This is a genomic window from Kitasatospora sp. NPDC087314, assembly GCF_044744365.1.
Lineage (GTDB): Bacteria > Actinomycetota > Actinomycetes > Streptomycetales > Streptomycetaceae > Kitasatospora.
In genome coordinates this window covers 120,433-134,274 of the sequence record NZ_JBIUYE010000012.1, presented here as the reverse complement: position 1 = coordinate 134,274, position 13,842 = coordinate 120,433, and the positions used below count along the sequence as shown (strand labels likewise).

Annotated in this window: 9 protein-coding genes; 7 read left to right on the top strand and 2 right to left on the bottom strand. The window is 74.6% G+C overall.

Annotated elements, in window-relative coordinates:
* Positions 1-105: 105 nt before the first annotated feature.
* The 5 genes from ACIO5E_RS25745 to ACIO5E_RS25725 all read left to right on the top strand — a co-directional run bounded on the left by ACIO5E_RS25745 (position 106) and on the right by ACIO5E_RS25725 (position 9,639).
* Positions 106-1,734: a succinic semialdehyde dehydrogenase gene (locus tag ACIO5E_RS25745; RefSeq protein WP_400671975.1), complete on the top strand. Its 1,629-nt coding sequence runs from the start codon at positions 106-108 to the stop codon at positions 1,732-1,734.
* A gap of 138 nt (positions 1,735-1,872) precedes the next feature.
* Entirely contained in the window at positions 1,873-3,678 is a 1,806-nt protein-coding gene (locus ACIO5E_RS25740; protein WP_400671973.1) for a GMC oxidoreductase, read from the top strand.
* Between the two features lie 219 nt (positions 3,679-3,897).
* Positions 3,898-5,604 (top strand): hypothetical protein, encoded by a 1,707-nt coding sequence (locus ACIO5E_RS25735; protein ID WP_400671971.1) that lies wholly within the window; start codon positions 3,898-3,900, stop codon positions 5,602-5,604.
* A 1,109-nt stretch (positions 5,605-6,713) separates the two neighbouring features.
* Positions 6,714-8,309: a glutamine-hydrolyzing GMP synthase gene (guaA, locus tag ACIO5E_RS25730; protein WP_400671969.1), complete on the top strand. Its 1,596-nt coding sequence runs from the start codon at positions 6,714-6,716 to the stop codon at positions 8,307-8,309.
* 229 nt (positions 8,310-8,538) lie between these two features.
* Positions 8,539-9,639, top strand: coding sequence for a Rieske 2Fe-2S domain-containing protein (locus ACIO5E_RS25725; RefSeq protein ID WP_400671967.1), 1,101 nt, complete (start codon positions 8,539-8,541; stop codon positions 9,637-9,639).
* 51 nt (positions 9,640-9,690) lie between these two features.
* Here the strand turns inward: ACIO5E_RS25725 and ACIO5E_RS25720 are convergent, their stop codons facing one another.
* Both ACIO5E_RS25720 and ACIO5E_RS25715 read right to left on the bottom strand, forming a co-directional pair.
* Positions 9,691-9,900, bottom strand: a complete 210-nt coding sequence (locus ACIO5E_RS25720) for a hypothetical protein (protein WP_400671964.1) — start codon at positions 9,898-9,900, stop codon at positions 9,691-9,693.
* Positions 9,897-11,333 (bottom strand): PspC domain-containing protein, encoded by a 1,437-nt coding sequence (locus ACIO5E_RS25715; protein WP_400671962.1) that lies wholly within the window; start codon positions 11,331-11,333, stop codon positions 9,897-9,899. The genes ACIO5E_RS25720 and ACIO5E_RS25715 overlap by 4 nt, the downstream gene beginning before the upstream one ends.
* Before the next feature lie 338 nt (positions 11,334-11,671).
* Between ACIO5E_RS25715 and ACIO5E_RS25710 the strand changes: the two genes are divergently transcribed.
* Together ACIO5E_RS25710 and ACIO5E_RS25705 are read left to right on the top strand one after the other, a co-directional pair.
* A complete protein-coding gene (locus ACIO5E_RS25710) occupies positions 11,672-13,135 on the top strand; it encodes a PspC domain-containing protein (protein WP_400671960.1) in 1,464 nt (487 codons plus the stop codon).
* Positions 13,128-13,832 (top strand): LuxR C-terminal-related transcriptional regulator, encoded by a 705-nt coding sequence (locus tag ACIO5E_RS25705; RefSeq protein ID WP_400671958.1) that lies wholly within the window; start codon positions 13,128-13,130, stop codon positions 13,830-13,832. The genes ACIO5E_RS25710 and ACIO5E_RS25705 overlap by 8 nt, the downstream gene beginning before the upstream one ends.
* Positions 13,833-13,842 lie beyond the last annotated feature (10 nt).

Below are 13,842 nucleotides of genomic sequence, written 5' to 3'. Positions count from 1 at the left end.
TCGCGCCCACCCGCCGGCCGGTGGGCGCCCGCTTTCGCCCGACTGCGGCAGATTCTTGTTACCGACGGGTACCGGACCGGCCGCCGAGCGCCTAGGCTGCGCCGTATGTCGGACCTCACAGACGCAGTGGCCACCGAACACCCCGCGACCGGGAACCCGCCCGCCCCCGGCGGCGGCCGGACCGTCGCGGCGGCCGTCCCGCCGTCCCTGGTCACCCGGCTGGCCGCCGGCGTCACCGCCACCGGCGAGCCCAGCCTGGTGGAGACCGTCGCCCCGCTGACCGGTGAGCGGCTGGCGAGCCTGCCGCAGTCCACCCCGGCCGACGTCGAGGTCGCCTTCGAGCTGGCCCGCCGCGCCCAGGCGGCCTGGGCCGCGCTGCCGGTGCGCCGCCGCGCGGCCGTCCTGCTGCGCTTCCACGACCTGCTGCTCCGGCGGCAGGACGAGGTGCTGGACCTCATCCAGGCCGAGACCGGCAAGGCCCGGCTGCACGCCTTCGAGGAGGTGCTGGCCGTCGCGATGGCCGCCCGGCACTACGGACGGGCCGCGCACGGATACCTCAGGGACAAGCGGCACGGCGGGGCGCTGCCGGTGCTCACCCACGCGATCGAGGCCCGCCGCCCCAAGGGCGTGGTCGGCCACATCTCGCCCTGGAACTACCCGCTGGAGCTGTCCATCGGCGACGCCCTGCCCGCCTTCGTGGCCGGCAACGCCGTGGTCAACAAGCCGGACACGCAGACCGCGCTGACCGCGCTGTGGGCCCGCGAGCTGCTGGTCGAGGCCGGGCTGCCGGCCGACCTGTGGCAGGTCGTGATCGGCGACGGCCCGGTGATCGGCCCCGCCGTGGTGGAGCACGCCGACTACGTCTCGTTCACCGGTTCCACCCGCACCGGCCGCGAGGTCGCCCAGCGCGCCGCCGCCCGACTGGTCGGCGCCTCGCTCGAACTCGGCGGCAAGAACGCCATGCTGGTGCTCTCCGACGCCGACCTCGACCGGGCCGCCGCGGGCGCCGTCCGGGCCTGCTTCTCCTCCGCCGGGCAGCTGTGCATCTCGATCGAGCGGCTGCTGGTGCACCGCTCGGTGGCCGACGACTTCCTGGAGCGCTTCGCCGCCCGCACCCGGGCGCTGCGCCTGGGCGGCGGCCTCGCCTACGGCGCCGACATGGGCTCGCTGGTCTCGGTGCGCCAGCTGGAGACCACCACCCGGCACGTGGAGGAGGCGGTCAAGACGGGCGCCACCGTGCTGGCCGGCGGCCGGGCCAGGCCCGACCTCGGCCCGTACTTCTTCGAGCCGACCATCCTCGACGGGGTGACCCCGGACATGGCGGTCTGCGGCGAGGAGACCTTCGGCCCGGTCGTCTCCGTCTACCGCTTCGACACCGAGGACGAGGCGGTGGCCGCCGCCAACTCCACGCCGTACGGCCTGAACTCCAGTGTCTGGACCAGGAACCTGCGGCGCGGGCGGGCGGTCGCGGCCCGGCTGCGCACCGGCACGGTCAACGTCAACGAGGCCTACGCGGCCGCGTACGGCTCGGTCGGCTCGCCGATGGGCGGCATGGGCGACTCCGGGCTCGGCCGCCGCCACGGCGCCGAGGGCATCCTGCGCTTCACCGAGGCGCAGACCATCGCGACCCAGCGGCTGATGCCGATCGCGCCCTCGTTCGGCCTGGACGACCGGCAGTTCGCCGCGGTGATGACCGGCGGGCTGCGGGCGTTGAAGGCGCTGCGGTTCAAGTAGCCGTCCCGGTGGAGGAGTACGACCCGGGGTGCGGCCGGTCGGCCCACCCCGGGGGTTCGATCCTGGGGTCAGGCCCGGGAGGAGGGGACGACTCGCCTCTCCCGTAGTCAGGTTCGCGTCTCGAAGGAGCAGTGGCAGATGGTGGAGTCCGGCGGTGCGGCGGAGTTCGACTACGACGTGGTCGTGGTCGGCTCCGGCTTCGGTGGTTCGGTCGCCGCGCTGCGGCTGACCGAGAAGGGCTACCGGGTCGCCGTCCTGGAGGCCGGGCGGCGCTTCGACCGGGACGAACTGCCCAGGAACTCCTGGGACCTGTCGAACTACCTGTGGGCGCCGAAGCTCGGGCTGTACGGGATCCAGCGGATCCACCTGCTGGCCAACGTGCTGATCCTGGCCGGTGCCGGGGTCGGCGGCGGCTCGCTGAACTACGCCAACACCCTGTACGTGCCGCCGAAGGCCTTCTTCGAGGACCGCCAGTGGCGCCACATCACCGATTGGCAGGAGGAGCTGGCGCCGTTCTACGACCAGGCGCAGCGGATGCTCGGGGTCCGGCTCAACCCGACCGTCACCCCCTCGGACGTGCACCTCAAGGCGGCCGCCGAGCAGCTGGGCGTCGGCGACACCTTCCACATGGCACCGGTCGGGGTCTTCTTCGGGGACGGCCAGGACGCCGGTGGCAAGGCCAAGGCGGCGCCCGGGGACGAGGTCGCCGACCCGTACTTCGGCGGCGCCGGGCCGGCCCGCAAGGCCTGCGTGGAGTGCGGCGAGTGCATGACCGGCTGCCGGCACGGGGCCAAGAACATGCTCACCGAGAACTACCTGTACCTGGCCGAACGGGGCGGCGCCGAGATCCACCCGCTCACCACGGTGGCCCGGATCCGCGAGTGCGGCGGGGCCGACGGGAGCCGCGGCTACGCGGTGGACGTGCGCCGCACCGACGCCCGCTCCCGGACCGACCGGGTGAAGGCGGGCGCGCGGACCATCACCGCCGCCCGGGTGGTGGTCGCGGCCGGCACCTACGGCACCCAGTCGCTGCTGCACCGGATGCGCGAGGCGGGGCACCTGCCCGGGATCTCCGCCCGGCTCGGCGAGCTGACCCGGACCAACTCCGAGGCGCTGGTGGGCGCGCAGACCACCGACCGGCGCTACGGCTCCCGGGCGGACTTCACCAAGGGGGTGGCGATCACCTCCTCGATCCACCCGGACGCCAACACCCACATCGAGCCGGTCCGCTACGGCAAGGGCTCCAACGCGATGGGCGCGCTGTCGATCGCCCAGGTCAAGGGCGGCGGACGGGCCCCGCGCTGGTTGCGCTACCTGGGCGACTCGGTGCGCCACCCGGTGACCTTCGCCCGCTCGATGAACCAGCACCGCTGGTCCGAGAAGACGATCATCGGCCTGGTGATGCAGTCGCTGGACAACTCGATCACCGTCTCGCTGAAGAAGGGCCCGCTCGGCAGGAGCCGGCTCACCTCCGCCCAGGGCCACGGCGCCCCCAACCCGACCTGGATCCCGGCCGCCGAGCAGGGCGCCCAGGCGCTGGCCGAGCAGATCAACGGCTTCGCGGGCAGCACCGTCGGCGAGATCTTCGACATCCCGATGACCGCCCACTTCCTCGGCGGCTGCCCGATCGGCGACGCCCCCGAGACCGGCGTGGTCGACCCGTACCACCGGCTGTACGGGCACCCGGGGATCAGCGTGGTCGACGGCGCGGCCGTCTCCGCGAACCTCGGGGTGAACCCCTCGCTGACCATCACCGCGCAGGCCGAGCGCGCCATGTCGATGTGGCCCAACAAGGGCGAGGCGGACGACCGTCCGGCCCAGGGCGAGGCCTACCGGCGGGTCGCCCCGGTGGCGCCCGCCCGGCCGGCCGTCCCGCAGGGCGCGTTCGGTGCGCTCCGGCTGCCGCTGCTGCCCGTCCCGGAGGTCCCGAAGAAGCGCGGCTGAGCGGGCCGCGGCGGGCCAACCCGCCCGGCCCGGTTCCCGGTTGACATTCGTTCGGATCCGATGGGATAAACGGGCTTTCTGGGGGGACCAGGAACTCGTCGAGCGGGGGGAAACCGGTCCATGGCCATCTGCGCGTCGTGCGGTGCGGCATCGGTGGAAGGGGCGCCCGCCTGCGCCTCGTGCGGACGGCCGTCGGCGCCGCCCCCGCCGACGGCCGCCATGCCGGTCGTACCGCCCGCTGCACCCCCTGCTGCACCGCCCCCGCCGGCGTACGGCCCGCAGGCCGGCTACGGCCCGCCGCCACCCCCGCCGCCCGGCTACGGCCCGACGCCGCCCGGCCCCGGCTACCCGCCGTCCGCCGGCCCGCCCGCGCTGGGCAGCTGGGGCGCCGGACGGCCGTACGACCCGCAGGCCGGCCGGTCGACCGCGCTGAGCCGGCTGGTCGGTGCGGACTGGCGCCCGGCGCTCCTGACCGCCGTCGCGCCGACCGCGGTGCTGCTCCTGACCGCGCTGATCGTGGCGATCCCGAGCGACTACCAGTTCTCCTACCTGTTCCGGGCACCCGAGTTCGGCGAGCGTTTCGGCGCCGCCCTGTCGTTGGCGCTGAACGCGCTCGGCGCGCCGTTCAAGCTGGGGTACACCACCCCGCTGAAGCGCGGCGACGCGGAGGGCTCGGACCTGCTGCTCCGGATGGTGCCGCTGACGGTCACCGTGCTGTGGATGCTGGCGCTCTGGCTCGGCGTACGGGCGGGGGCCGGCCGCCGCCGGGCCGCCGGTCTCCAGCTGAGCCGCGGCCAGGCCGCGGGTGAGGCGCTGCGCACCGCGGTGGTCCTGGCGGCGGTGACCGCGCTGCTCGGACTGGTCGGCGGGACGACCTGGCAGCCGCAGGCCGCCGGCGGGCGCTACTCCGGCCTCGTCGGCCGCGCCCTCGGGGTGACGTACACCGTGGACTCCGGCTGGCTGGAGGCGACCGGCTGGACCGCCCTGCTCGCCGCGCTGACGGCCTTCGCCGTCTACGGCACCGACGCGCTGCGCTGGGCCGCCTGGCGCAGCCGGGCGGTGCGCGGCTGGGCGGTGGCCGCGCTCACGGCCGGCCAGGCGCTGGCGCTGTCGCTGGGCCTGGCCTCGGTGACGAGCTTCGTGCTGGTCGCCGCCAACAGTGACAAGGGCTGGCAGACCGCGATCTCGCTGGCCTTCCTGCCGAACCTCGGCCTGGGCCTGCTCGGCCTGGGCTCGGGCGCGACCCTGCGCGGGTTCAGCGGGACGTCCGGCGCGGCGTCCGCGATCGACGGCGACTGGCGGGGTGGCCCCGACCGCATGGAGTTCTCCTTCTTCGACCTGCACGACCAGAGCGCCGACTGGCGCTGGACCGGCCTGCTGGCAGTCGCCGCGGCCGGCGTCCTCGGCTGGTCGGCGTACCGGCGGCGGCTGGACGCGGCCGACCGGCTCCGGCTGGCGGCCGTCCACGCCGTGGTGCTCACCGCTCTGATGGCGGCGGGCGGCGCGCTGATGACCATCTCGACGTCCTCCGCGAACCCGGGGTGGGGCACCGCCTACCACCAGCTGGGCGTGTCCCGGGAGACCTCGATCGGTCTGGTGTTCGTCAGCGTGCTGGTGGCCAACCTGGTCTGGGCGGCGATCGGCGCGCTGGTGGTGCCGGCGGTGCTGGCGGCCGTCGGCGGCCGGGGTGCGGCGGCTCCCCAGGGGGCCCACGGCCCGGCCCCGTACGGCGACGCCCCGTACGGCGCGGTGCCGCCGCAGCCGGGCACGCCGTACCAGGCCGCCCCGGGGCCGCAGCCGTACGCGTCCGGGGCGGGGGTGAGCGACGTGGTCGGCTCGCACGACGCCCCGCCGGCGCCCTCGCCGGGCGCGGGGGCTCCGGCCGGGGAACCGGTCGATCCGAGCGTCTGGCGCAAGCAGCCCTGAGCGCGGCGGCCCTGCGCGCGGCAGCCCTGCGCGCGGTGGCCCTGAGCGCGCGACGGCCCGGACCGGGTGAGCCCGGACAGGGCAAAGGGCCCCGCGGGGGAACGGGGCCCTTTGTCGCTCAGCACGCGGCGTCAGGGCTGCGCCGGTGCTGGGGTGACGGCGCCGGGGGAGGAGCGCCGTCGGGTCGGTCGGCTTCGGGGTCGCGCCCGCGCGGCCCGGCGTGGGTGGCCGGTGGCGCGGGGCGCGCACGCTCGCGGTGCGGCGGGTCGGCGCGCAGGTCTGCGCCGGGCCTTCGCTCACGGAGCGTGAGGTCACGTACGGCGTCGCCACACAAGGCGGCGGCATCGGTCGGGGTCTCCGCAGTGAGCCTGTCGGCCGCCGGGAGAACCGCTTCCACGCAGCATCGTGCTGGACGAAGGGCTTGCTCTGCAACCGATTCGGCACAGTTCGGCGCAGTCCATTTGGTGCGGGTACCGACCCGAGGACGCCGTTCGGGCACGGGTGCACGCCCTGTTCAGGCCCGGCGGGCGGTTGTGGGCAGGCGCCGACACACGGCGTCGATGATCACGGTGTGTAGTGGTGCGAGTGGCTGCGGCGCACGGGGACGCGCGTAGCGGCGCGGGACGGGACGGGGTGTGCGCCCGGGGCGTGCCCGGCTCGCGGCGGAGGTGCGACGGTCGGCCCCGGGCGTCCCCGGCGCCGACCGTCCCACCTCTCGGTCCAGTCGCGGCCGGGGTCGCTGTCCCCTGCTGGCCGGCCGCGGCACCCGCGCACGGTCCCACGGCGCCGCGCTCCCGGCGGGCCGGGGCGGTGGCGCCACATGCGCCGGTGGACTGGGATGAAGCTCCACGCGTGGTCCTGCAGTCCGTACGGCGGCGCCCTTGGCCGGGGCGAAGGCGGCGCGCCTGGCGGGCGCGGCGCGGTCGTACGGTCGTCAGAAGCAACGAAAGACGGCCCCGCGCGGTCACGGTCGTTTGGACGGGCAGACGAGTGAAACCGGACAGCCCGGTAGAATCGGTGTCCAGACACCCCCACCCGTCGCCGCCGCGGCCCCCGCCGGGGAAGCGGTTCGGTGTGACACCTCTCGTACCGCTGCCGGAAGGCCGTCTGTGTCCTCTGCAATTCCCGTCCAGTCCGCGCCGGACAACGACACCGTCCTGGTGGTCGACTTCGGTGCCCAGTACGCCCAGCTCATCGCCCGTCGGGTGCGTGAGGCGCGGGTCTACAGCGAGATCGTGCCGAGCAGCATGCCGGTCGCCGAGATGCTCGCCAAGAACCCCAAGGCGATCATCCTCTCCGGCGGCCCGTCGTCGGTCTACGAAGAGGGCGCGCCGCAGCTCGACCGCGCGATCTTCGAGGCCGGGGTCCCGGTCTTCGGCATGTGCTACGGCTTCCAGCTGATGGCGAAGACCCTCGGCGGCACCGTCGACAACACCGGCTCCCGCGAGTACGGTCGCACCCCGCTGACCGTCAGCCGCCCCGGCTCCACCCTGTTCGAGGGCGTCCCGGCGCAGCACTCGGTGTGGATGTCGCACGGCGACGCCTGCTCCGCCGCCCCGGAGGGCTTCACCGTCACCGCCTCCACCGACGTGGTGCCGGTCGCGGCCTTCGAGAACGACGAGGCGCGCCTCTACGGCGTCCAGTACCACCCCGAGGTGCTGCACTCCGACCACGGTCAGCAGATCCTGGAGCACTTCCTCTACCGCGGCGCCGGCATCGCCCCGACCTGGACCACCGGCAGCGTGGTCGAGGAGCAGGTCGCGCTGATCCGTGCCCAGGTCGGCACCAAGCGCGCGATCTGCGGCCTCTCCGGCGGCGTGGACTCCGCGGTCGCGGCCGCCCTGGTCAACAAGGCCATCGGCGAGCAGCTGACCTGCGTGTACGTCGACCACGGTCTGATGCGCAAGGGCGAGACCGAGCAGGTCGAGAAGGACTTCGTGGCGGCCACCGGCGTGCAGCTGAAGGTGGTCGACGCCGCGGAGCGCTTCCTGAACGCGCTGAAGGGGGTCACCGACCCCGAGGAGAAGCGCAAGATCATCGGCCGGGAGTTCATCCGGGTCTTCGAGCAGGCCCAGGCCGAGATCATCGCCGAGGCCGGCGAGCACGGCGAGTCGGTCGACTTCCTGGTCCAGGGCACCCTGTACCCGGACGTGGTGGAGTCCGGCGGCGGCACCGGCACCGCCAACATCAAGTCCCACCACAACGTCGGCGGCCTGCCCGAGGACCTGCAGTTCCAGCTGGTCGAGCCGCTGCGCAAGCTGTTCAAGGACGAGGTCCGGATGGTCGGCCAGGAGCTGGGCCTGCCGGAGGAGATCGTCCAGCGCCAGCCGTTCCCGGGCCCGGGCCTGGGCATCCGGATCGTCGGCGAGGTCACCCAGGAGCGGCTGGACCTGCTCCGCGACGCCGACGCGATCGTCCGCGAGGAGCTGACCGCGGCCGGCCTGGACCGCGAGATCTGGCAGTGCCCGGTCGTGCTGCTCGCCGACGTGCGCAGCGTGGGCGTGCAGGGCGACGGCCGCACCTACGGTCACCCGATCGTGCTGCGCCCGGTCTCGTCCGAGGACGCCATGACCGCCGACTGGTCGCGCCTGCCGTACGACGTGCTGGCCCGGATCTCCACCCGGATCACCAACGAGGTCCGCGACGTGAACCGCGTCGTCGTCGACGTCACCAGCAAGCCGCCGGGCACCATCGAGTGGGAGTGAGCACTCCCGCCGGCCGGTAGGGCCGTCCGACGGATCCGTCGGACAGTCGCCGAGCCGGTGCCGAGCGGCCGCGCCGTCGTTCCCGTACACAGGGGAACGGCGGCGCGGCCGTTCTCGGTGCGGCGGCCGCCGCCGACCGGGTGGGACCTCCCACCGAAAGCGATCGGGAGCGGGCAGAATGCGGACCGGACCTGTCAGGAGTGGCGGGCCGTGAGGGAAGGTGTGAGCGATGTCGGAGGTCAGCAACTCCGCGGCGGTCGACGGGGGAGCGGTCGGTCTGGCCGACCGGGTGGCGCAGTGGAGGGCGTTCGCGTCCAGGTACCCGCTGCTGCCGCTGCGGCTCTTCCTCGGCGTCACCTTCGTGTACGCGGCCCTCGACAAGCTGTCCGACGCGCACTACCTGGCCGGGGCGGGCGACCCGGCGTCGTTCGTCTCGCAGACCCAGGCGGCCAGGGCCGGCAGCCCGATCTCCTTCCTGCTCGGCGCCGCCCTGGACGCGCCCACCCTGTTCGCGCTCGCCATCGCCTTCGGTGAGCTGGCGGTCGGCCTCGGCACCCTGCTCGGCCTCTGGGGCCGGGTCGCGGCGCTCGGCGGCGTGATGATCAGCCTCAGCCTCTGGCTGACCGTCAGCTGGAGCATCTCGCCGTACTACCTCGGCAACGACCTCGCCTACCTGCTGGCCTGGACGCCGCTGCTGCTGGCCGGCACGCCGTACCTGTCGGTGGACGGCTACCTCGCCCGGCGGGCCGGCCGGGACCGCGAGCGCGGGCTGGCCGAGGAGCACGTCAAGCGCCGGTCGCTGGTGGACGGCGGGATCGCCGCCGTCGCGATCGGCGGCGCCGGGCTGCTCACCGGCTCGCTCACCCGGACCTTCGGCCGGGACAAGGCGGACCCGTCCACGCAGGCCTCGTCCACGCAGGCCTCGTCCAAGCAGGCCTCGTCCAAGCAGGAACCGGCGAAGCAGGAACCGCCCAAGCAGTCCGCGGCCCCCGCCAACACCGGCCAGGCGCCCGCCGGGTCGGGCCCCTCGGTGCCGGCCGCGAGCGTGCCGGTCGGCGGCTCGGCCCAGGTCAAGGACCCGGCCACCGGGGACGCGGTCTACATCGTGCAGCCCACGGCGGGCCAGTACTGCGGCCTGTCCTCGGTGTGCACCCACTCCGGCTGCGCCGTCGACGCCCCGAAGAACGGCCAGCTGTACTGCCCCTGCCACGGCTCCCGGTTCGACGCCGCCACCGGCGCGGTGGTCACCGGGCCGGCGGTCAAGCCGCTGCCGAAGTACACCGTCACCAAGGACGGGGACAAGCTGAACCTCGGGCCGCTGCAGCGCTGAGCGCGGGGGCCGGTCCTTGAAGGCCGGCCCTGAACGGCCGGTCCCGGGCGGTCAGGGCTCGCGGTCGGTGCGGCCGCGCCGGGTGACCGCCGCGACCGCGCCGGCCAGGCCGCCGAGGCCGAGCACGATGAAGGTGACCGGGATGACGATCCGGCCGTTCACCGTCTGGTCGTCGAGCGCCGCGACCAGGTAGACCACGGCGATCGTGGTGAACAGTCCGCCCGCGATCAGCGAGAACAGGTCGAGCGGGTGCTTCCTCACTGTTGGACCACCTTGATGTTGCCGATCCCGACCGAGAGTTCGAGGTCGAGCGTGCCCTTGGACGAGCGACCGCTGCCGGGTTGCAGCAGGTAGGTGTGGCGGCCGGTGCCGTCGTTGCGGTCATCGGGGATCGAGACGTCGCCGAGGCCCATCCTGGTCACCAGGTTCACCGTCGCGTCCGGCGGCAGGAGGACGGTCAGCTCGCCGGCACCGAGTTCGACCTTGCTGGTGAGGGTGGCCCCGGCCGGGTCGAGCCCGGTCAGGTCCAGCCGGATCTGGCCGGCGCCGAGGGAGTACTTGGGCTGCAGGTCGGCCGTCGCGACGACGGTGAAGTCGCGCTGGCCGACGGCGTTCTGCATGGAGTCCGTCGAGCGGCCGACGAAGACCAGCGCCAGGGTGAGCAGCAGGCCCGTCATCGCGAGCTTGCGGGCCCGGCCGAACTTCGCGCCGAGCAGCAGCGTCAGACCGATCACCAGCAGCGCGGTGGCCAGCACGGTCGCACTCAGCACGGTGACGTCGGTGTGGCCGGCGGAGGCGGACCAGACCGCGGCACCCGCGCCGATCGCCAGCAGCAGGCCGAAGAAGCCGAGCGCGGACCGCTCCCGCGGGTGCCGGACGGCGGTGGGCCGCGGCCTGCGGGGCGGGCCGTCCTTGCGCAGCGGGTCGCCCGCGGGCAGGTCGGCGCGCTGCCACCAGGGCTGGGCCGGGCCACCCGCCGGGGGCACCGGGGTGCCGAACGGCGGGGTGGTGGTGGCGCCGTAGGGGTTGCGCTCGGGGTGGCGCGGGTCCCACAGGTAGCCGGTCGGGCCGGGGGCGGGGGAGTCGGCGGGCGCCGTTCCGGCGGCGCGCTCCGCGGCGTGCCGGGCGCGGGCGGCGTCGTCCTCCTCCGGCCAGGGCCACGGGTGCGGGCCGGCCGGGTCCGCGTCGGGGTAGTGGCGGTCGTACGGGCCGCCGCGGCGGCGTCCGCGCAGCCGGCCTCGGCGGCGCTCCGGGTCGTAGCGCACCGCCAGGAAGACCAGGCCCGCGAGCAGCAGCAGCGGGAACAGCTGGTCGTCCTGGCCCATCGAGGAGAAGAACACCCCGGTGCCGATCACCGTCAGCAGCACCGCGCCGACCGACTGGCCGTCGACCCGGCCGGTGAGCACCCGCTGGAGTTCGGTGCGCCCGTGCCGGCTGCCGCCCTTGCCGTCCGGCACCGACTCGGTGGGGACGATCAGCCAGGCCAGGCCGTACAGGAACAGCCCGAGGCCGCCGGAGAGGCAGAGCACCACGGTGACCACTCGGAAGACCACCGGGTCGATGTCCAGGTGTCGCCCGAGGCCGCCGCAGACGCCGGCCACCACGCGGTGGTGCTCGGTCCTGGTCAGCGGGGGGCGGTCCGGTTCCGGCGGGGCGGCGGGCCCGGCCTCCTGGATGCGGTGGTCCTCGGTCATGGCCACCATCCTCCCGGCTGACCCGGCCCGGCCCAACCGGTGCGAGCCCTGTCTGGACCCTGACTTGTCCCTGAGAACTGCCTCAGGGCCGGTCTTCGAACTCCCGCCTGCGCGCCGACGCCGGGGCACGCACCTCGCCGCGTTGTCGTCGGTCGCCGATGGCCCCCAGCCTTCGGCCGGGAGGTGCCCCCACCGCATCTACTCCCTCCTCCGCCTTGCGATGCACGCACCCCGACGCCGCCACGCCCGCCCTCCGGGCGGACGACGGGGGTTCGAAGACGGGCCCTAGGGACACACCCTGATGCGCCCGCGCACACGAGCGTGGAACCATCGGTGGCGTGGCAGCACCCGGTACCGACCCCCGCCCCCTGGCCCCCGACGCCGCGTCGTCGGCCGGCGCCGACCCGACCGCGCCCGACGGCGGGCGGCCGCCGTACCGCCGGCTCTACCGCAGCCCGCAGGGGCGGATGCTCGGCGGGGTCGCGCACGGTCTCGCGGTGCACCTCGGGCTGCCGGTGCGGTGGGTCCGGCTCGCGTTCGTGCTGCTCTTCTTCGCGCAGGGGATCGGGACCCTGCTGTACGCGGCGTTCTGGTTCGTGGTGCCGATCGGCATCGGCGAACCCGCGCAGCGCGGCGGCACCCACTGGATGTACGTCAACGGCGCCTTCGTCCCGGCCGGGGCGGGGCAGCAGCCGGGCGGGGAGCTGAGCAAGGGCCGCGGCGGCTGGCTCGGCCGGCTGCGCGAACTGCTCCAGCACGCGCTCCAGGGCGAGCCGGTCGCCGCGGCCCCCGCGGAGGGGGAGGGCGCCGCGCCCGCCGGCAAGACCGGCCAGGGCGGCCTCGGCCAGCTCGCCGCCCTGGTGATGACCGTGATCGGCCTGATCGCCCTGCTCAACGCGCTCGGCCTGCAGACCGCCAAGCCGTACACCTGGCCGCTGCTGGCGATCGGGGTGGGTGTCGCGCTGGTCTGGCGGCAGGCCGACGACTCGCGCTGGCAGCGCTGGTTCGGCCTGGAGGAGGGCGACAAGCGGCGCGGCGCCTACACCCGGGTCGGCGCCGGCGTGCTGCTCGTGGTGGCCGGCACCATCGCCTTCCTCGCCATGCAGGGCAGCGGTTCGACGCTCGGCTCGGTGGTCGAGGCCTCGCTCGCCGTGCTCGCCGGCGTCCTGGTGCTGCTCGGCCCGTACGGGCTGCGCCTGTGGCAGGACCTCGGCGCCGAGCGTACCGCCCGCATCCGCGCCCAGGAGCGCGCCGAGATCGCCGCGCACGTCCACGACTCGGTGCTGCACACGCTGACCCTGATCCAGCGCCGGGCCGAGGACCCCAAGGAGGTGCTGAGGCTGGCCCGCGCCCAGGAGCGCGAGCTGCGGCTGTGGCTGTACCGCCCGGAGGCCGCCGCCGAGGCCGCGCCCGACACCATGGCGGAGAGCCTGCGCGCCGTCGTCGCCGAGGTCGAGGACCGGCACGGCGTCCCGGTCGAGGTCGTGATCGTCGGCGACTGCCCGATGGACGAGCGGATCGCGGCACAGATGCAGGCCGCGAGGGAGGCGACCGTCAACGCGGCCAAGTACGGTGGCGGGGGACCGGTCCAGGTCTACGCCGAGGTGGAGGGGAGGACGGTGTCGGTGTTCGTCCGCGATCACGGCCCCGGCTTCGACCCCGACACGGTGCCCGAGGACCGGATGGGCGTACGGGAGTCGATCATCGGCCGCATGAAGCGCAACGGCGGCACCGCACGGGTGCGGCCCGCGCCGGACGGCGGGACCGAGGTCGAGCTGGAGATGGAGAGAACGAATGACTGAGGCAGCGCCGACCGGGGGCCCGGCGGCCGAGGACTCCGGGCGCACCGCGCGGGTCGTCCTGGTGGACGACCACCGGATGTTCCGCACGGGGGTGCGGGCCGAGATCGGCCGCACCGAGACGACCGGCATCGACGTGGTCGGCGAGGCCGACGACGTCGAGTCGGCGGTCCGGGTGGTCGCCGAGACCCGGCCGGACGTGGTGCTGCTCGACGTCCACCTGCCCGGCGGCGGCGGTGTCGAGGTGCTGCGCCGCTCGGCCGGGCTGATGGGCGAGCAGGGCGGGGTCAAGTTCCTGGCCCTGTCGGTGTCGGACGCCGCCGAGGACGTCATCGGCGTCATCCGCGGCGGCGCGCGCGGCTACGTCACCAAGACCATCACCGGTACCGACCTGGTCAACGCGATCTTCCGGATCGCCGACGGCGACGCGGTGTTCTCGCCCCGGCTGGCCGGCTTCGTCCTGGACGCCTTCGCCGCCACCGACACCCCGCCGGTCGACGAGGACCTGGACCGCCTCACCCAGCGCGAGCGCGAGGTGCTCCGCCTGATCGCGCGCGGCTACGCGTACAAGGAGATCGCCAAGCAGCTCTTCATCTCGGTGAAGACGGTCGAGAGCCACGTCTCCGCCGTCCTGCGCAAGCTCCAGCTGAGCAACCGGCACGAACTGACCCGCTGGGCCACCGCCCGCCGGCTGGTCTGAGCCACGCCGG

Bases quoted from the DNA above. Each gene is read 5' to 3' on its own strand.
- ACIO5E_RS25745 (WP_400671975.1), top strand. From the start codon at position 106: ATGTCGGACCTCACAGACGCAGTGGCCACCGAACACCCCGCGACCGGG.
- ACIO5E_RS25740 (WP_400671973.1), top strand. From the start codon at position 1,873: ATGGTGGAGTCCGGCGGTGCGGCGGAGTTCGACTACGACGTGGTCGTG.
- ACIO5E_RS25735 (WP_400671971.1), top strand. From the start codon at position 3,898: ATGCCGGTCGTACCGCCCGCTGCACCCCCTGCTGCACCGCCCCCGCCG.
- ACIO5E_RS25725 (WP_400671967.1), top strand. From the start codon at position 8,539: ATGTCGGAGGTCAGCAACTCCGCGGCGGTCGACGGGGGAGCGGTCGGT.
- ACIO5E_RS25715 (WP_400671962.1), bottom strand. From the start codon at position 11,333: ATGACCGAGGACCACCGCATCCAGGAGGCCGGGCCCGCCGCCCCGCCG.
- ACIO5E_RS25705 (WP_400671958.1), top strand. From the start codon at position 13,128: ATGACTGAGGCAGCGCCGACCGGGGGCCCGGCGGCCGAGGACTCCGGG.